19 protein-coding genes are annotated in these 20,091 nt (G+C 34.3%); 12 read left to right on the top strand and 7 right to left on the bottom strand.

Translation table 11 applies throughout. From position 1 onward, the window contains the following. Nucleotides 1-72 precede the first annotated feature (72 nt). The 9 genes from CW751_RS00580 (at nt 73) to CW751_RS00540 (ending at nt 7,378) form a co-directional block, all read left to right on the top strand. On the top strand, nt 73-1,320 hold the full coding sequence (locus tag CW751_RS00580) for a polymorphic toxin type 23 domain-containing protein (protein ID WP_165779178.1): 1,248 nt from the start codon (nt 73-75) through the stop codon (nt 1,318-1,320). A 10-nt stretch (nt 1,321-1,330) separates the two neighbouring features. Further along, on the top strand, nt 1,331-1,870 hold the full coding sequence (locus CW751_RS00575; RefSeq protein ID WP_133122085.1) for a hypothetical protein: 540 nt from the start codon (nt 1,331-1,333) through the stop codon (nt 1,868-1,870). Nucleotides 1,871-1,892: 22 nt separating this feature from the next. Further along, nucleotides 1,893-2,261: a hypothetical protein gene (locus CW751_RS00570; RefSeq protein WP_101333011.1), complete on the top strand. Its 369-nt coding sequence runs from the start codon at nt 1,893-1,895 to the stop codon at nt 2,259-2,261. Nucleotides 2,262-2,334: 73 nt separating this feature from the next. Beyond that, nucleotides 2,335-2,577, top strand: a complete 243-nt coding sequence (locus CW751_RS00565; RefSeq protein ID WP_101333010.1) for a hypothetical protein — start codon at nt 2,335-2,337, stop codon at nt 2,575-2,577. A gap of 23 nt (nt 2,578-2,600) precedes the next feature. After that, the gene (locus CW751_RS00560) at nt 2,601-3,062 is read left to right on the top strand and encodes a hypothetical protein (protein ID WP_101333009.1); all 462 of its coding nucleotides are present in this window, start codon (nt 2,601-2,603) and stop codon (nt 3,060-3,062) included. A 90-nt stretch (nt 3,063-3,152) separates the two neighbouring features. Further along, nucleotides 3,153-3,473, top strand: a complete 321-nt coding sequence (locus CW751_RS00555; protein WP_165779177.1) for a PKD domain-containing protein — start codon at nt 3,153-3,155, stop codon at nt 3,471-3,473. Between the two features lie 3 nt (nt 3,474-3,476). Next, nucleotides 3,477-3,806, top strand: coding sequence for a T9SS type A sorting domain-containing protein (locus tag CW751_RS00550; RefSeq protein WP_101333007.1), 330 nt, complete (start codon nt 3,477-3,479; stop codon nt 3,804-3,806). A 236-nt stretch (nt 3,807-4,042) separates the two neighbouring features. After that, the gene (gene gcvP / locus CW751_RS00545; RefSeq protein WP_101333006.1) at nt 4,043-6,928 is read left to right on the top strand and encodes an aminomethyl-transferring glycine dehydrogenase; all 2,886 of its coding nucleotides are present in this window, start codon (nt 4,043-4,045) and stop codon (nt 6,926-6,928) included. A 57-nt stretch (nt 6,929-6,985) separates the two neighbouring features. After that, complete coding sequence (locus CW751_RS00540; protein ID WP_205677761.1) at nt 6,986-7,378, top strand: hypothetical protein; 393 nt, start codon at nt 6,986-6,988, stop codon at nt 7,376-7,378. A gap of 14 nt (nt 7,379-7,392) precedes the next feature. On the opposite strand, the gene CW751_RS00535 is transcribed toward CW751_RS00540, so the two are convergent. From CW751_RS00535 to CW751_RS00510, 6 genes are all read right to left on the bottom strand, one after another. Further along, nucleotides 7,393-8,076 (bottom strand): CTP synthase, encoded by a 684-nt coding sequence (locus tag CW751_RS00535; protein ID WP_101333005.1) that lies wholly within the window; start codon nt 8,074-8,076, stop codon nt 7,393-7,395. Nucleotides 8,077-8,161: 85 nt separating this feature from the next. Further along, nucleotides 8,162-8,782 carry a hypothetical protein gene (locus CW751_RS00530; protein ID WP_101333004.1) on the bottom strand — a complete coding sequence of 207 codons (621 nt, stop codon included), beginning with the start codon at nt 8,780-8,782 and terminating at the stop codon, nt 8,162-8,164. 94 nt (nt 8,783-8,876) lie between these two features. Further along, nucleotides 8,877-10,043: a ribonuclease D gene (locus CW751_RS00525; protein ID WP_101333003.1), complete on the bottom strand. Its 1,167-nt coding sequence runs from the start codon at nt 10,041-10,043 to the stop codon at nt 8,877-8,879. Beyond that, entirely contained in the window at nt 10,043-11,014 is a 972-nt protein-coding gene (locus CW751_RS00520; protein ID WP_101333002.1) for a polyprenyl synthetase family protein, read from the bottom strand. The genes CW751_RS00525 and CW751_RS00520 overlap by 1 nt, the downstream gene beginning before the upstream one ends. Before the next feature lie 34 nt (nt 11,015-11,048). After that, nucleotides 11,049-13,853, bottom strand: a complete 2,805-nt coding sequence (locus tag CW751_RS00515; RefSeq protein ID WP_240612508.1) for an efflux RND transporter permease subunit — start codon at nt 13,851-13,853, stop codon at nt 11,049-11,051. A gap of 175 nt (nt 13,854-14,028) precedes the next feature. Beyond that, nucleotides 14,029-14,466 (bottom strand): Fur family transcriptional regulator, encoded by a 438-nt coding sequence (locus CW751_RS00510; RefSeq protein WP_101333000.1) that lies wholly within the window; start codon nt 14,464-14,466, stop codon nt 14,029-14,031. 29 nt (nt 14,467-14,495) lie between these two features. On the opposite strand from CW751_RS00510, the gene CW751_RS00505 reads away from it, so the two are divergent. From CW751_RS00505 to CW751_RS00495, 3 genes are all read left to right on the top strand, one after another. After that, complete coding sequence (locus CW751_RS00505) at nt 14,496-16,751, top strand: TonB-dependent receptor (RefSeq protein WP_165779175.1); 2,256 nt, start codon at nt 14,496-14,498, stop codon at nt 16,749-16,751. A gap of 6 nt (nt 16,752-16,757) precedes the next feature. Further along, entirely contained in the window at nt 16,758-16,961 is a 204-nt protein-coding gene (locus CW751_RS00500) for a hypothetical protein (protein ID WP_101332998.1), read from the top strand. Between the two features lie 110 nt (nt 16,962-17,071). Continuing rightward, on the top strand, nt 17,072-19,234 hold the full coding sequence (locus CW751_RS00495) for a PX domain-containing protein (RefSeq protein ID WP_133122084.1): 2,163 nt from the start codon (nt 17,072-17,074) through the stop codon (nt 19,232-19,234). Between the two features lie 152 nt (nt 19,235-19,386). Here CW751_RS00495 and CW751_RS00490 read toward each other — a convergent pair whose 3' ends face one another. Further along, nucleotides 19,387-20,082 (bottom strand): CoA transferase subunit A, encoded by a 696-nt coding sequence (locus tag CW751_RS00490; protein ID WP_101332996.1) that lies wholly within the window; start codon nt 20,080-20,082, stop codon nt 19,387-19,389. Nucleotides 20,083-20,091: the final 9 nt, after the last annotated feature.

Here is a 20,091-nt window from a genome sequence, read left to right as displayed (position 1 = left end):
TCCTTACAATTCCTTTATGGCATTGACGAACAAAGGCGCAAAACCTCCTTTTCCGACCAAAACGGAATTGTAATGGAGAAATATTTCGTTGGATTATACGAAAAGGAAATAGATGGAAACATTACCCGACATATAAACTACATCAATGCAAGTGACGGCATGACGGCTATTGTTGTAAAAGAAGAACAAAATGGAAACAGTACAACTGAAACATATTTCACCTACAAGGATCATTTAGGAAGTATTGTAGCTTTAACAAACGAGAATGGAGATGTTGTTCTTGAACAAAGCTTTGATGCTTGGGGACGAAATCGAAATTCAAGTAATTGGACTTACAGTAATCTTACTTCTACCCCAACATGGTTGCGAGGCTATACAGGACATGAACACTTACCGCATTTTGAATTAATCAATATGAATGGTCGTATTTATGATCCTATTTTAGGGAGAATGTTAAGTCCTGACAAATACGTTCAAGATCCTATATTTTCACAAAGCTATAACCGATATAGTTATGTTTGGAATAACCCTTTGCGATATACGGATCCTAGTGGAGATATAGTTGCATTTACTGATTTTGGATATGCATTTTGGAAATATGTCTCTCCAATAGCATTTAAAGTCAATTTTAATGCTAGTTCAAATGGAACTTCTATTGGAATTGATGCTTCTTTTGGAGTACCTCAAAAACTCCTAATTCATGCAAGAGCTGAAGGAGGAATCTCATATCACTTTAGCGATAATAAAAATAATTACCAAGGGTGGGAGTTTAGATATGGTTTTGAAGTGGGTATAGGACCTATTAAATCAGCAAATACAAATTATGCTTTTCAAGATAAAAAATATAATCAATCTACGAATGTAATAACGATAGGTGGGCCAAAAATCAACTTTAAATACGAAAATGATTTTATGTTTGGATTACCTGCTGATGGTGGTGATAGATATAGAACAGCAGCTGGAAAATTTTCTTTATATAATCTTAATGTAGGATTTAATTTGTATACTGGTGATCCTGGTCTTACTGATGAAGAAAGAAATCCTCAATACGTAAATGGTCAATTAACTTATTTGAAAAATGAATATGGAGATGATCCAGACGAATATCGTTCTGGCGTAGCGTACATTGGGTTTGCAGGGTTAAAACTTGGCAGAAACTCTGAAAAAATAAGGCATGCCATTCAAAACCGTTTTGCTCATGATATTGCTTTCGCACTATTTAGTGGAGGAAAGAAATTACCTCATTTTGCAAAAGATCATAACAAAAAATCAAGTTGGTATTGGAATATTGGAACAGGAACAGGTAACTCATTATGGTAAACTTAAAATTATGAACAAAGTCGTATTTATAATACTTATATTTCTTCTTATAGGTTGTGGAAAGTCACTTTTTAAAAATGATGAACTATCATTGGAAAAAATGGATTATTTCGGCGATGAATTAAAGATATCAGGATACTTTTATTATAAATATCCTGTTGATAACACTAATCATTATGCAATTTTATTTTTGTATAATAATGGAGTTGTTTTACACGCTTTAACTATTAAAGAAGAATATTTAGAGACCCGTGAAGAGGAATTTAAAACAGGTGAATTTTATAGTGATATAAAGAATACTATATATTGCTGGGGAGTTTATAGGGTTGATGAAAATATTTTTAAATTTGAAAAATGGTACACTAGTTCAGGTGGGCCTTTAAAAACTTATGTTCGTGAAGGAACAATACTAAATGATACAACATTTCACATAACAAAAAGCTATAGAAATCAAAAAGGAGAAAAAACTGAAGTAAGGCCTAAAGATGAAATTTACCATTTCAAAAAATTCAGCCCAAAACCAGACAGTACAAATAAATATACAGATTAGTGATGAAAAAAATATTCTTTTAATGCTTCTACTAATTATTCTAATAAGTTGTAGAAAAGAAAAAAACAGAATTTGCGAAATTTATGAAAGCCAACACGGCTATGCAATTGGTAAAGTTGAAAGTTCTGTTAATGTTCCAACGAGAGTGACTTATAATTATAATATTGACGGAGTAGGCTACTCAGCCAAACTAAGAGCCTATGGTATAGGTCAAGAAGATTCAAAAATGATAGGTAGATCATATTTAGTCGTTTTTGAAGATAACAACCCTGATAACAGCCATTTAAATACGTATTATAGAATCTTAGAAGAGTCTGATTTTATGGATTTGGTTAATCAATTTGAAGAAGAACCTCCCGTTCCAAACTGGCCTAAAAAATGTAAAAATTGAATATTCCTTTGAAATATACAGATCCTAGTGGTGATTTTGTTGAATCCGATTTAAATAATGTAATTAAAACTCTATGAAAGTAACACTATTTTTAACACTACTCCTGATAACCCTATCATGTAAAAAAGATGAATCCGTCAAGAGTTATCTTTCCGAACCACCCGTTTTAAAAGGTTTTTATTTAAGAGATGCCAACGGGCTTTTAATGCAAAAAGTTGAAGAGCTAACGCTTTATTTAATTGAGCAAGACGAAAAATCAGATGAATTAAAAATGGAGATAGAATTATTGAGAAAAGAAATTTCTGAATTGAAATAATTATTAACCTTAAAGCATTTGACATGGTAATTAAATTAAAGACAAGATTAATAGTTTTATTATTTCTTACATCAAGTATTAGTGCCTTCTCACAGAACCCACTAAATATTACTAAGTCCAACCAAGACAACGGTAATAAAATCTATGTAGCGCAAGAAGTAGACATAGAAGCTAATAAAGGTATTGATACAAATACCATTGTTTTTAGTGTTTCTAATTTTTCATCTCAAGATATTTGGTTCTGTACCTCTGGCTTTGCCAGAGTAGATGTCAAAAATCAAACTGGCTTTAAGGTTTCACCTAAAAGGAAAATTGAAGCAAACCCGATAGACTTACCCAATTTTATTCTTATTAAGGCAAAGAGTATACAAGATATTTTGTATCCTGTAGATCAAATTTTGGAGCAGTATGATTTATCCTCTAAGGAAAACTATATTCTTTATTTTGAATATGAAAACAACATTAAAAAGAAAAAACTAAGATAAGTACTTTTTTAGGTGTAGTGAATATAGACCCAATTAAACTCTAGATAAAGATCCAAAATGAAGTGTTATCCATTTAATCAAATTTTTAGGATGAAAAAAAGCAAAAGAATAAATAGTATACGAACAACTATATTTTATACCATGATTATTTTTTTAATTGCTTGTTCAGCAAAACCCGAAGCAGACTTCTCTTGGACGCGACTTGAACGAAAAGCTGGAGAAGAAGTGAGTTTCAACAATTTATCAATAGATGCTAAAAAATATTCTTGGAATCTGGGCAATATGTCAATTAGTGATGATGACAATCCTGTTCATGTTTATGAAAGCGCAGGAGAATACATCATTGACCTCACAGTAAGTAAAGGGTTGAGATCGGACACGAAAACAAAAACGATTATAATTACAGAATAAACGATGAAAGCAACACTATTTTTAACACTATTGCTGATAATTATTTCTTGTAAAAAAGATGAGCCTATCAAAAGTTATCTTTCTGAAACACCCGTTTTAAAAGGTTTTTATTTAAGAGATGCCAACGGGCTTTTAATGCAAAACAAAAATGCAATAGAATCAGGCGTAATTATGCAATTGGTTGATATTAGCGGTAAAACCATTGCAACTAAAACAGGTAAATCTATGCGACAAACATTTGATTTAAGTATTCTATCTAGAGGAGTTTACTTTGTAAAGGTATTTACTGAGAATGGACAATTGGTGGGAGAAAGAAAGATCTTGAAGGAATAAATATTGTTAATAAAGCGGGTTAAATTTTAATATTTGATAACTTCGGTTAGGATAAGATGGTATATTTAAAATCCAATGGATGTCAACAAATTGGGTTCCTGATCAAACTCCCTTTTCTTCCTTCTCCAAAATCAAATAATTGTAAGCTTTTTATCAAAGCTTATCTTATTAATTCAAATTATTTTATTCTCCATACTATAAAGCTTATATTTGCAGTCTCAAATAAACTGTATTACATGCACGCATTTTCAAAAAGACACATTGGTCCTTCTCAAGATGAGAAAAAGGCCATGTTAGCAGAGATCGGAGTAGATTCAATTGATGAATTGATGGAATTAACGGTTCCAAAAGACATTCGATTAAAAAATGAATTAAACATTGATACTGCCCTAACAGAAAAACAGTATTTAGACCATATCGGTGATTTGGCCGTGAAAAATAAAGTATTCAAATCTTATATTGGATTAGGATACAGTGAGACAAACGTACCGCCAGTTATCCAAAGAAATATTTTAGAGAACCCTGGTTGGTACACGGCTTACACGCCTTATCAAGCTGAAATTGCCCAAGGAAGATTGGAAGCTTTATTGAACTTCCAAACCATGATTATGGACCTTACAGGCTTAGAAATTGCCAACGCTTCTTTGCTAGATGAATCTACAGCAGCGGCAGAGGCAATGATTATGTTCTTCAACGCAAGAGCACGTAAGGATGTTAAAGCTGGTAAAAACAAATTTTTCGTTTCTGAATTTACCTATCCGCAAACCATTGATGTAATCAAAGGGAGAGCAAAACACTTGGGAATTGAGTTGGTGTTTGGAGACCCAACCAATTATGATTTAACAGATGATACCATTTTTGGTGCTTTAGTTCAATATCCAGATGTTTATGGTCGTGTGAAAGACCTAAGAGGATTTGTTGATAAAGCAACTAAACAAAATGTAAAAGTTGCTGTGGCAGCCGATATTATGTCGTTGGTTTTATTAGAAGCGCCTGGAAAAATGGGGGTGGATGTTGTTTGTGGCTCAACACAACGATTTGGTGTTCCAATGGGATACGGTGGACCACATGCTGCTTATTTTGCAACGCGTGAGAGTTACAAAAGACATATTCCTGGGAGAATTATCGGGGTTTCTAAAGATGCAGATGGTAATGTAGCTTACCGAATGGCACTACAGACCCGTGAACAACATATTAAAAGAGATAGGGCAACTTCAAATATTTGTACAGCTCAGGCTTTGTTGGCTGTTATGGCAGGAATGTATGCAGTTTATCATGGTCCAGAAGGATTGAAATATATTGCACAAAATATTCACAATCAAACGGCAACCATCCACCAATCCATTGAGAAAGCGGGATATAAAGTATTACATGATGACTATTTTGACACTTTGTGGATAGAAACTCCTGAAGGGTTAACTTGTCAGCAGTTAAAAACTGTTGCTGAAGAACATCATATTAATTTGCGTTACATCAACGAAAATCAGTTTTCTATTAGTGTAGGTGAAAGAACAAATGATGCCGAGGTTGAAGGCCTTGTTTCTGTATTAGGTCTTGCAGCAAAAGAAACGAAGATAGATGTTGAGTTTATTAGCGCTAAAGTAAATCAAGATTTAGCGAGAAAAAATCCAATATTAACACACGAAGTCTTCAATTCATATCATTCGGAAACAAAAATGATGCGTTACATGAAATGGTTGGAGAACAAAGACCTTTCATTGGTTCATTCCATGATTGCTTTAGGTTCTTGTACAATGAAATTGAATGCCGCAGCGCAATTGATGCCAATTACATGGCCAGAATTTTCAAATTTACACCCATTTGCTCCTGTTAACCAAGCGACAGGTTACCACGAAATGATCAAAGGTCTTGAAAAAGACTTATGTGAAATTACTGGTTTCCACGCAATGTCAATGCAGCCTAACTCAGGTGCACAAGGAGAGTACGCTGGATTAATGGCAATTAAAGCTTACCATGAATCAAATGGTGATTCGCAAAGAAACATTTGTTTAATCCCTTCTTCAGCACATGGTACAAATCCAGCATCAGCAGTGATGGCCGGATTTAAAGTTGTAGTGACTAAATGTGACGAAGCTGGAAACATCGACATTGAAGATTTGCGTAAAAATGCAGAAAAACACAGCGATAAATTAGGAGCTATTATGGTTACGTATCCTTCTACACATGGTGTTTTTGAAGCTGGAATTAAAGAAATCACACAGATTATTCATGATCACGGTGGACAAGTTTATATGGATGGTGCTAACATGAATGCACAAGTCGGATTAACTAATCCAGGGAATATTGGTGCAGATGTTTGTCACTTGAACTTGCACAAAACATTTGCAATTCCGCATGGTGGTGGTGGACCTGGAATGGGACCAATCGGTGTAGCTAAACACTTAGCACCTTTTATTCCTGGAAGTCCATTAGTTGAAGGTGTAGGTGGAGAAAAAGCAATTCATGCTATTTCTGGTGCGCCTTATGGAAGTGCCTTAATCTTATTAATTTCTTATGCTTACATCAAAATGTTAGGTACAAAAGGACTTAAACATTCCACGGAAATTGCCATTGTAAATGCCAACTACATTAAAGCAAGATTGAGCAAGCACTACCCGATTTTATATTCTGGAGAAAACAATACGGTAGGACATGAAATGATTTTAGACTGTCGTGAATTTAAGCGCACAGCTGGAATTGAAGTTGCCGATATTGCAAAACGTTTAATTGATTATGGCTTCCATTCTCCAACTGTTTCCTTCCCTGTGGCGGGAACATTGATGATAGAACCAACAGAATCTGAAGACACAGGTGAATTGGATCGATTCTGTGAGGCAATGATTAATATCCGAAAAGAAATTCAATACATTGAAGACGGACATGCAGATCAAGACAGTAATTTACTCAAAAATGCACCGCATACAGCTGAATGTATGATTAATCAAGATTGGAAATATGATTATTCACCAAAAGAAGCTGCATATCCTTTGGAATATTTGGTTCGTAACAAGTTTTGGGCACCTGTACGACGTATAGATGACGCATTTGGAGATAGAAACTTGATGTGTTCTTGTCCAGCAATTTCATCTTACGATACCGAAGAGGAAGAAGCGTTTGCATAACACATTTATCAGCAGAGGATGTTTCAATACGTCCTCTGCTATTTTAACTCAACAGATATGGATTACGCAATTGAAATAAAATTTAAAGAGCTTGTAGCCGAACTAGACAAAACCTTTGGCGGTGGACTGGATACACAATCAATATTATTTCTCATTGGGGTTCAGGAATTGGGGAAAGGCTATCAGAAATTTAATAAACGGCAAAAAACAGAGTTAATGCACGTGGCAGTGTGTACCGTTTTGGAACCGTATGGTTTTTATAAAACAATAGGACGCGATGATGATAATTGGCCTCATTTTGAATTTATAAAGGAATTACCACCTTTGGATGAACGTCAGCAGCAACATTTAATGAAAGAAGCAATTCTTCATTATTTTCAAGCGGAAAATAACGAGGCTGAAGATAATATTGAAATACCAGAAGTGTTGCGTTACTTTGAAGAAAACTAATAGCTGTTTGGCTATTATTTGCTTTTATCTTGCGCGGTTTGCTGAATATAATTTAGAAACGAGAAGATTAAAGGATGAGGTGAATACGGACTCATTTGTGGTAAGCTAATCGAGGCTACACAAAATGCTTGTGCTTTCAGACTAATAATTTCTGGTTCTTCAAATTGATTCATGGCTTCAATGTCTATAATGCCACTTTTCAGCGCTGTAATGTGTTGCGGATATATTGAGAATTTTGAATCCGTGTATTCTATACGCTCTTCATGTTCATATAATTGGCGTAAATTATCAGAAACTGGTATCACTCTAATTTGTTCAAAAGTATTCGTGCTGGAAAGGTTTTTCGAGACTACTTTTTCTTGGTCAGGATTCAGTTTATACATCTTCACAATTGTTTCAATAAAGATTTTAAATCCTTCTCCAGTAATTAAGATCGGAAGTTGACTTTCTAATAGTGCTCTAATTGCACCGTTTAAGAAGAAGCTATTTTCAAATGGACCAGGTGCAATCCAAAACCCATCAAAATTCTTTAAATCATTGGGTTTAAAATTTACGATTTCATGCAATCGAATCCAATAGTAATTAAAAACAGCGTCTAAATGATCTGCGGCATACGTTATAGATTGGTTGGTTGCATCATGAGATTTTAACGTAAAGTTATAATCTCCTACAATCGCAATTTTTAATGGTCTATTCATATATTTTCAAAACAATTGACTTTTATGCTTAAAAAAATGGTTATCCTTTGAGAATAACCATCTTTCTTATAATGTTAATCAACAACTACCTTTTAAAATAGCCTTCAAAAAGAGCATTCTCAAAAACAATTGTATCAGTAGGAGTTATTAAATCATCAACTAATGAAACATTGAAATTTGCTGTAAACTTCATGTAATCTCCATTTTCATCTGATTCTTGAACCAAAGAAGTGAAGGTGAAGTCTTGTGGAAGAGTTGAGTTCTCATCACTAATCCAAACACCGCCTTGACTATCGCGATAAATAATTTCCACTCCTCCATCAGCATTTGCTTTAAAGTCTGGATTTGTATTATTATTGAAAAAAGCTGTAAAAGCATCTAATGCAGGATCTATGTTTGCATCAGCATTAAAGTTTAATTTACCTAAACCAATCTTTACAAAATCTAGCTTTTGGTCTGATTTGATAGATGAATAATATATTATTTTTGAAGGTTGAGGTGTAGGTAATATTTCCTTTGCTTGTGTTGCATCGCAGAAATATCCGTCTACATCTTTGATTAATTCGTAAGGAGCTCCTTGTAAATTAGCACTAAACGAGACTGGTAAGTCTACCTTTGGTTCTGGCGCAGGAATAACCTCATGTTCAACACAAGAAGTAAATAAAATGACAGTAAGCGCAATTGTAAATCCAGTTAAATATTTCATAATTCCAATGTTATCTAGCTAATATACGTAAAGATATAGAAAAAGGTTGGGTTTTAAAGCCATTATTATGAGATTTTATTTATTTAGCTTCGGCTTATATGAGGAATTTCGGTATTGAAAGTCCCAGTTTTTTAGCTGCATTTATTACTAAATCTAGTTGATAGGGAAGCAACTTTAAATCACCACTAATAATTTCTGTTATTCTGCGGTTTGACAAAAGATAATTGGTCAAATTTTCTCCTTCTGATATTTTTAACTCTTCTTTAATAGGAAGGAAAAACGCATCCTTGTTGCGTTGAATTGTTTTTCTAAGTTCTGATTTAATTTCTTTTTCTGCTTGGCTAAGTCTTTTCTTACTGGGTTGATTTTCGGGTATATTTTCTTCTCTAATTTTCTTTTCCGCTTGTGTGATTTGTGCTTGAAGCTGGGCTTGTATTTGTGGAGTTCTGAACTTAGGGTGAACCCTTTTAATATTTGTCCAATTCTCTATTTTTTTAGGCGATTTTGCTAATTCAATCATTATGTTTTTGTCTACTACTTTGTATGTAGGTCTATTAATTGATTCAGCTAATTGCTCTCGTTTTACCATGAGTTCTTTAAATCGAATCCATTCACGCATGGTTAGTTCCTTACGATCTTTATGTGTCAAAAAGCTGGCTGTCGCTCCTTTCTTCCAATCGTAATTTTCGAAAAATTCCATTTCTTCTGCCATCCATTCGGACTTCTGCATCTTTTGTAGCTCTTTTTTTAGTTTTTGCTCCAAAAGTGGCAAGTATAACACGTCTTCGGCGGCATAATGCTTTTGTTGATCAGATAAAGGACGTTGGAACCAATTACTTTTTTGCTGGCTTTTTTTATGCTCAATGTAGCGTTCATCATTAAGGAATAACGCTAAGGTATTATTTAAAGAAAGGGGTTCAGCATTTAATAATCTTGTGGCAACAGATAAATCATAAATGTTCTTAGGCTGTGCACCTATGTGGTGAAGAAGACGCATATCTTCATTAAATGCAAAACAAACGAGCTCAATTTCTCTGTGGTTAATTACCTCAAATAGTGGTGAAATATCTAAATCTGGTAATGGATCGATTAAGAAACATGTTTCTCCATCATAAATTTGAATTAAACAAAGATTAAAACCATATCTGAAATGATTTTTATCAAATTCTAAGTCAATGTAAATACTTTTCTGTTGAAGTAAATGCTTTACTGTGTGCTGTAAAGCTACTTCATTATCTATATATGCAATTTGTGTTTCCATTAATGGTCTCTTGACATCAAATATTCTGCTAAGGACAATAACGGTTTTTTGTGTTCATCAGAAATGTCAATTGCAGCCATATTAGCTAAAGCTTTTCGATAAAATGTTTGTTTCTGCTGTTCTGCGGCTTCTTTTACACCAATTTGATTGTAAATGGCGGTAACATTTTCCACCTTTTGTTTTCCACTGCCATTTTTAAGCAAATTACTTAATTGATTTGCGGTTGCAGTATCTGCTAATTCAAAGGCTTTAAGCAATAAAAATGTTTTTTTATTAGACAAGATGTCTCCACCAACTTGTTTCCCGAATTTTGAAGGATCTGCATAAACATCAAGAATATCGTCATGCAATTGAAATGCTAAACCAATGTTTACACCAAAATCATATATGTTTTGTATGTTGTTCTCGTTATCTTCTTGAGCTACAATTGCCCCCATTTTTAAAGCTGCACCCAATAATACGGAGGTCTTTAAGCGAATCATTTCGATGTAATCTGAAATTGTTATCACATCCGAAGATTCAAAATCCATGTCCATTTGTTGGCCCTCGCAAACCTCTTTGGCTGTGGTGTTAAAAACGGTCATTAATTTGGGTAAGACATCACCTTCATTTTTGGACAAATAACTGTATGCTTCCACAAATAGAACGTCCCCTGAAAGAATCGCAATGTCTCTATTCCATTTTTCATGCACGGTTTGCTTTCCCCTTCTTAATGGAGCGTCATCCATTATATCATCATGAATTAAAGTGAAATTGTGGAATAATTCAACGGCGATGGCTGCATTTATAGCTTTTATTCCTGGTGTGCCAAACAAACTACATCCCAAAAGGGTTAAAGCCGGACGTGTTCTTTTTCCGCCCAATGAAAGGAAGTATCGCAATGGTGCATACAGATTTTCTGGGGTTGCAGGAAGCTTTAATTGAGCGATATTATGCGCTATAACTTCTTGATATGATTGTACTTGTTGCATTGCGTTAAATTTGGCTTTTGATAAAAAGTTTCTGCTATTCTTCTTCCTCCTCTCTTGGGTGACTAGGATTATAATCAATTCTTGTTCTAGGATCAACTTCTAATTCTGATAATTCAATATCTACCTCAGCATTATAAATGTTGATGAAAGGTTCTCTAAATGCTTTGGAAGCTAAACGATTTTCTAAAGATAACAACAATGAAGGAAGGACTGTAAGGTTAGTGAGCATGGCAATTAGCATGGTTAATGAAACCAAAAGTCCTAAAGCCTTTGTTCCCCCAAATTGCGAAAAAGCAAACATTGAAAAACCAAAGAAGAGTACAATTGATGTGTAAAACATACTCAATCCGGTTTCATATAGTGCGTTAATCACACATGCGCGTTGATCGTAACTACGCACTTTCAATTCCTGACGATATTTTGCTAAAAAATGTATCGTGTCATCAACAGAAATACCAAAAGCAATACTAAATACTAAAATGGTTGAAGGTTTTACAGGAATGGTAAAAAAGCCCATAATTCCTGCGGTAACTAATAAAGGAATAAAGTTAGGAACTAAAGAAATGATGACCATTCTCCAAGAACGGAATAGGAAAGCCATTAAAATGGCGATAATGAATACAGCAATAGTCAGACTGGTTAATAAATTCTTTATCAGATATTGAGTCCCTTCTGCTGCAACAACTGATGTTCCTGTAACAAGATAGTCCATTTTTTCATTTTCAATGGACTGTTTTAATGCAGTTTTAAATTCGGCATTTTCATAGTATTGTTCTAATAATGTTGGATCCAAATCAAACTGAAATAATAAAGAGTCATTTCCATCAGCGATTTGATCTGCGGTGTTATTTCGGTAAGTATTCGATAATTCGAAAATTGAATCAGCATAATGGGGATTCCCTTCCTCAAACATCTTGAAATAAGCTTTTGCTTGTTGATAGTTGGGATTGAGAATTGTATCCATCATTTTGGAGACCTTCTTAATTTTTTCATCAATTTCATAAGAACCTAAATCTCTGATTTGCATTCTTAATCTGTAGGTTGTATTGGTGGTGTCAATTAACTCTTTTAATGACAAGCCAACCGCAGCAACAGGATACATTTTTTCAGAAGTTTCTAAAATATGTGTATGTTCCTTTTGCGTAGATAAATATGTTTCGATTTGTTGTTGAGAAGGGTATGGATCCGCAGGAACTGAATCTAAACTGTCTGTTTCTACTTCAAAATCCATAACGCGTTGAGCTAGTTTTGGATTGTTCAGAAGTAAAGAATCTGCATAGTTTGTTCTCCCTTTACGAAGTGAATCTTGGTATTCATGCACATGCTTTTTTGCCTGCATGTCAGCCTGAAATTCTTCAACATAACCTTTCAAACGCAACATATCTCTTCGTTCAATTAATTTATACATGTCAGGATTGTTACCATAATAGGCCATGTTGATTAATTTCATGAAGTTAACCAAGGAGATTGATTTACTAAACTCTGGATCCTCAAGTAGGTTCTGCTGAATGGTTTCAACCTTTTTTAAGGTAGATTTATCAAACTTTTTTCCGTCTTTTTTATAATCAATTAAAATCTCGAATGGCACAGCGCCTTGAAAGTTGTCTTGAATAAAATTAATATCTTTTAAAATTGGATCTGAATCTGGTAAATCGCTGGTTAAATTACCAGTGGCCTCCATTTTAGTAGCGCCAAAAATAGCAACTCCTACAACGAGAATTGTTACAATGTAAATGCGCTTTCTGTATGTGGTGGTGAGATAAACCAACTTATTGACAATCGAAACGGAAAACTTCTTTTCTAAATGTTTTAAATGCCTTGATTTTGGGTGTTTAGAAAACGAAAAGAGAATTGGAATTATACAGATAGATAAGACAAATACAAATAAGATGTTTAGTGACGCTGTTGTTCCAAATTCAATTAATTTTTCTGAATTGGTAAACATAAATGTTGAAAACCCTAACGCTGTTGTAAGGTTCGTTAAGAAGGTGGCATTTCCAACTTTAGCGATAACGCGTGAAATCGCTTTAATCTTATTACCGTGATCTTTCACTTCTTGATGAAACTTGTTGAGTAAGAAGATGCAGTTGGGAATTCCAATAACAATCATCAATGGCGGAATTAGTGCCATGAGAATGGAAAGTTTAAAGCCCATTAATCCAATGCTTCCTAATGACCATATTACGGCTGTAAAAACCACAAGGTTACAGAATAAAACAACCCTAAAGGACCGAAAGAAGATGTAAAGCAATAAAGAGGTTACAAAAATGGCCAGTCCAATGAAAATGTACATTTCACTTACCACCCGTTTACCCATAACTACGCGAATGTGTGGTAAACCAGCAAAGTGCATTTTGCCAAAGGCATGCTCATATCCAAGTGCAATAGCTTCTGCGTCCAGTACAACGTCTGATTTATTTTGGTCGCTTAGGTAGGCCTCATCAATATTGATCATCATTAATGATACGTGTGTAGAATCATTATACAACACACCATCATAAAGCGGTATTTGTCGGATCTCCTCACGTATTTCGTCAATTGATTTTTCTTCGAAGGTCTCGTCAATAAAAACAGGATCAGCCTCAAATTTACCTTTTTGCGTATTGTTTTTTATGGTGAATAAATCTGCTTCTGATAACACAGAGTTTATACCATCAAGCTTTGCAATAGAATCTCCCAATTGTTTCCACATCAAGAAATTCTCCTCGGTGTATAAATTGTCTGTTTTTATAGCCAAAACGAGTGCTCCACCGTCTTCGCCAAACATTTCTTTTAATTGAAGATAATCATCTTGTGCAGGTGATTTCTTTGGAAGCATGTTCCCATACTTGTTGTCCATCTCAAGGCTTGTGAAAGCAAAGTATCCAAAAAAGATTGTTAAGGCCGCTATTATAGAAATAATAACAATCCTATTTCTTAATATAAGTTGGGAAAGCTTAAACCACATGAAATTAAATTATAATTAAGCGAACAAAGTTAAAACAAAAACATAGAAGTCGATATAAATGGACTCTTTATTGTGAGACTGTAGCACATTTATTACAAACACCCTTCGCTTGAATCTCTTGTTCTTCAATTGTAAATCCAGGTATTTTTATTTCGGGAAAATCGAGGGGTTCAACACAAAAAATCTCTTCGCATTTCCGACATTGAAAATGAATGTGATTATGCTCGTGTAAACCACTGTCATGATCACATACCCGATCGCATAGTGCTAATTTTTTTATGTCTCCAGGCATTACAATTTCATGAATTACGCCTTTGTTGGTGAAACTTTTTATTGTTCTGTAAAGTGTGATACGATCAAACTCAACCAAAGACTCCTCAATGTCTTGGATAGAAATAGCATGTTCATTTTCTAAAAAAATAGTAAGCACTTCTTTTCGAAATGGTGTTACCCGTAAATTTTTATTTCTTAAAATTTCCATATCGTAGATGCAATGTTGTTGCATTTGATTATATTTGCACTATATTTTTACCAATGAAAGCAAAAGTAGCCATTTTTATTTACTTCATTTTGTCCTTCTATGGACAAGCGCAAGAGGTAACAGGAAAAGTAATTGATCAAGATACTAAGCAAGCAGTTCCGTTTGCTAAAATTGGATTTCCTGATATAAATATTTTTACGGATACGGATAGCTTAGGAAATTTTTCATTTATGGATTTACCAAAAGCACATCTCAAAATAAAAGTTACCGCTTTTGGATATGAAATAAAAATAAAGGAGATAGATTTATATACTGAAAAGGAGTTGCTTATCACATTAAAGTCAAAGCACACGGCCTTGGAAGAGGTGCAAATTACGGCTACAGAAGGAAAAATACAGCGTGAAAATATTACGGGAGTTTATGTGGCCGATAAGGATAAATTATTTCAAACTGGGGCTACAACATTGGGAGCGTCCTTGTCGATTATTCCAGGTGTACAGTCTTCCTCTGTTGGAATGGGGATAAGTAAACCTGTGATTCGTGGATTGTCGGGAATGCGTGTAGTCACTTATAATAATGGCTTACGCATAGAGAATCAACAATGGGGGAGTGACCATGGTTTGGCTGCATCGGAATTAGGATTGGGAAAAGTTGAGGTTGTGAAAGGACCTTCTTCCTTGCTTTATGGTGCAGATGCTTTGGGAGGTGTTATTCATTTTTTAGACGAAAACTACATTCAAAAAGGGAAAGAAGAGTTGTATATCTCCACAAAATTTGAATCTAATTCTTTGGGTACAACAAGTGAACTTGGTTATCGCGTGCACAAGGGAAAATGGCGTGCAAATATTTATGCGAATTATATTAATCATTCAGATTTTCAATTGCCCACAGGTGATTTTATTAAAAATTCTAGATTTTGGGGTACTCATTTAAAATCGAATATAGGGTATCGACACAACAATTACCAATTAAATATTCGGTATCAATTTGGGTTCCGGCGTATAGGAATTCCAGGACATACACATAAAGAAAATCCAAGCAGTATTGATTTTATCTCAAAAGAGCGGTCAAGAAATGGGATTATCCCAGCGCAATATAACATGGATCATTTCTTATCTATTGAGCAAACTCTTTTTCTCAAGCGGTCTAAGTTGATGTTTGAATTAGGAAACACAAATAATGATTTAAAAGAATTTGATGAAAAAATAACTTTTCCCTTTACGCATCTAAATGTAAATAATACAACTTATAATTTAAGGTGGAATTATAAAATAACAGAAAATATTGGCTTAAAAACTGGTTTTCAGGGAATGGTGAAAATTAATAGAAATCGTTTTCCTACTTCGGCATTTTTAATTCCTGATGCAAATAGTATTGATAATGGTGTCTTTGCTTTAGCTGATTACCAAATAGGAAAATGGAGATTTCAAGGTGGATTGCGATACGATCAAAGAAATTTACAGGTTTTTGATGCCAATGATGTGGATACTGCACTTGTTGGAAATATCAACACCAACGGGTTGCAAAGGAAGTTTGATGGTGTGAATTATTCAGCTGGATTTGTACGTAATGCTGCGCTTTTATCCGTGCGATTCAATGCTTCAAGCGGATATCGTGCACCACATTTAGCTGAACTCCAAGCCGACGGAATACATCACGGTTCATTGCGGTACGAAAGAGGAAATCAAAATTTGGTACCCGAATATGCAGTTCAATTTGATGCAGCGCTCGAAATTCATTTGGAACACTTAGAGATTATTTTTAATCCTTATTATAATCGAATTAGGCATTTTATTTATCTTGAACAAACTCCTGATGTAGCTGGTGATTTTCCTGTTTTTCAATTTGAACAAGCGAACCTCGCTCATTTATATGGCGGGGAGTTTGGATTTCATTATCATCCACACCGTGCTCACAGACTACATATTTATTCAAATTTTTCAATCACTTTAGCTGAGGATGATCAAGGTCAGGCCTTAAGCTTAATTCCTCAACCTAATTTAAGTACTACAATTCGTTTTGATATTAATAATGACCATTTGGTGCGTTTTAAAAACATTGTTTTGGAACATACGTATCAGCTGCCACAAAATAGAGTAGGTGTTCTTGAAACGCCTGCAGTGGATTATCATTTGTTGAATTTGGCCACTCAATTCACAATAGGAAAAAATGAGCGAATAAATTTCTCAACTGGGGTGAGAAATCTTTTAAATACAGATTATATCAATCATTTATCCGCATTAAAAAACCTAGGCTTATCCCAGCCAGGAATCAATGTTTTCTTCCGTATTAAATATAAATTAAAATAAATAAAAATGAAAAAAAGTATTGTTTTAAGTACAGTTTTAGTTTCGAGTTTATTTTTTACTTCATGTAAGAAATGTGCCGAATGTCATTACGATTCACCTAATGGAGAGGTGGAAATTGGTGAGTATTGTGGTGACGAACTTGAGGAAATTGAACAGTCTGGAACTATTGTAAATGGAACGCAATTCGAAGTACATTGTCATGACCACTAGTTGATTTGTTTTACTATTTGTAATTGTTTGTCTTTTCATTTCAACAACATCGATTTCAAAATCGATATTGTGCTTTTTGATGGTTATCTTTGTCAAAAATTAATTTGAAAATGACTTTTCATTTATTAAAACACTTTCGTGTCTCGTTTGATAATACGAGGTTAGTTATACGCTTTTTAATGTTTGTGGGTGTCTTTAGTTGGATGACTTTTACAGCAAAAGCGCAAAACAATTTATTTTCTCATTTCTCTAATGTAGAATTGCGCATAGATACAAATTTTTATCAACTTATTACAGATCGCGTTTATGTTGAAAATGAATGGAAACTGCCTTTTGAATATTCAAAAAATGCTCCAGTTGTAGAGTTTCGAATCTTTCCTAGAAAAGTAGGCGGAAAAATCCCTGCAATGCAATTGAAACAAAATAGTGCATATACGATTATTGATTCATTGACACTGCGCATAGAAGGATATTATCATTGTAAGGTAAAATTTAAAGACCTTGCTCAAGTAGAATTTCTAAATCTTCAATTACAAAAAGATGAAGGGGTTCTGGGGATTCCCCTTTTTCCTTATTCAAATACTTACGCTACCATATATCCTGGTGATGGAGATTTATATATAGGTGATGAAAAAAGTTTCGAATTAGTAACCAATAATTCCGACAATATTGCTATCAATCCATTGTGGAAGAAAAAAAACGGATACGAATATCGCATTCATCGAAGTGAAGATAAAATTTGGCTTTCAATATTACCTACTGTAACGGGTTCGATTGTGATTGACTTTTCGGTTGATTTGTTTCGCCCAAATATGGTTAATGGGCGGCCAAAATACAATACAGAGCAACAAACCTTTAATTTTAACGCAAAAGGATCGCGGTTAAAATTTTTAACATTTGATGAGCGTGAAGTTATATGGGAAGCAAAAAATCCTATGGGCGTAGAACTTCAGATTGATAATCACCGTATGTTGGCAATCAATAAAACGTATCGCTTAGAAGCTACTGATGAATCGGGAGGACCTTTAATTGCAGAGTTATATACCGTTAGAAGGTTGAGCAACGACAAAGTGTTGTGTTTGTTTCGTCCTTACAATTATCATAAAATTTCCTCTGGATATTTATACATTAAAGAGGGTGATATTCCTAAATTTATCACCAATATTAATATCGTACCAGAACCAAAGATTAATCAAGTAAGTATTTTACGGCAAGGAGGTAGTTGGGTAAAATCAAAACAGATTTACCCTGGTGAAACTGTTGAAATTCGCTTAGAGGGTGAAGGATTGAGTCGAACAAATTTTAAATTTGAAGACCTCATTGATGTTTCTACCGATAGTATAATAAAAAACGAAAGCGTTGCTCACTATTTATTGAAAGTACCCATTGACATTCGAAAAAAGAGTGTAAATATTTACTCTGGAAATAAAAAAACTGGCGTAATGTTAGATATTATTGAATATCAGCGACCGAAGAAGCATGATTTTATTGAAATTGATTATGGAGGAAAGCCAGTTATTGCCGCTGAAGCTACACAGCCTATACTGCATGAAAGTACAATTGGTGATGTAATTATTCAGTTTAATGATCAAAAAATAGACGATGCTTTTGAGTTGTATGGGAAACAATTTTTAGAAATCGAGGTAAGGATTACTGACAGTGAAAATAAATTGGTAGAAAAGCAAGTGATTGATGATATTGTGATTTGTCCGGGTGAAAACTCGCCAAGAAGCTTCTCTTATACTAGCGCTACTGGCTGTATGAATGAAATTATTTCTGTTAATGATTTTCTTTCGAATAAGACGCATAGCCTTGAAAATTGGGCTAAAGTTGAATTGATTATTAGACACAGAAAAAATATTTACGGAGGACAAGGATATACCAGTAGGGTTGAAATTATTAAATCAAAATATATTGCTTTTGATGTCGATTTATCTATTCCAGCAGGATTGATCATAAAAAAGGTTGGAGAGCCAGGTTTTCCTGGTTTAAGTGGTATTTCACTTTCTATGTTGGCACAATTTTCATTTTACCAAAGGGGAGAAATACAAAAGTTGCGACCTTTTAAAGTAGGAGCAGGGTTTTTAGCTAAAAACGCATTTAATTTTAACCCTGATGCAGAAAGAGATTTAGGGATTGTTTTATTAGGTTCTGTTTATCCGACAAAAAAGGGACGTCGTTTTTCATTTCCTCTCTATGCTGGAATGGGGTACTTTTTAAACGAATCGAAATTTTTCTTTTTAATTGGACCTGGTGTGAGTATAAACTTTTAGTTGAATTTTACTATAGGTGTTTTGTAGCGTTTTCTGAATGATTCTGATGAGAAAATGAAAAGGGTGAAAGTCATGAATCCGATCGGTAATTCTTCACACTTCCACCCTTAATTTTATTTCTACCCGTTTGAAAGCAGGTTATATTTTGTGTATTACTTTTTTCTTACGGTTAATTGTTCGATTCTTTTCTCGAATTTGTCTCCTTGAAATATTCTTTGAACAAAAATTCCTGGCGTATGGATTTCGTTTGGATCTAATTCACCAGCAGGAACAATTTCCTCGACTTCCGCAATGGTAATTTTACCCGCCATAGCCATAAGCGGATTAAAGTTTCTGGCAGTTCCTTTATAAATCAAATTTCCTTCTGTGTCACCTTTCCATGCCTTAACAATTGCAAAATCTGCCGTTAATGCCGATTCTAAAATATGAGGTTTACCATCAAACTCCCTTACTTCCTTGCCTTCGGCAACCTCTGTTCCATAGCCTGCAGGTGTGAAAAATGCTGGAATTCCAGCTCCTCCAGCTCTGCATCGCTCAGCCAAAGATCCTTGTGGGATTAAATCAACTTCTAATTCACCAGACAACATTTGTCTTTCAAATTCATCATTCTCACCTACATACGAAGAGATCATTTTCTTAATTTGCTTTTTCTGCAACAATAATCCCAATCCAAAGTCATCGACACCGGCATTATTAGAAATGCATGTTAGGTCTTTAACCTCTTTCTTAACGAGTTCTGCAATAGAGTTTTCAGGAATTCCACATAACCCAAACCCTCCTAGCATTAAAGTCATGCCAGAGGTAATCCCCTCACAGGCTTCTTCTACATTCTTTACCGTCTTTCTCATATCATTTTT

The organism is Brumimicrobium salinarum, assembly GCF_002844555.1.
Classification (GTDB): Bacteria; Bacteroidota; Bacteroidia; order Flavobacteriales_D; family Crocinitomicaceae; genus Brumimicrobium; species Brumimicrobium salinarum.
Note: the sequence above shows the minus strand (reverse complement) of the source record. Positions and strands in the feature narration are given on the sequence as shown.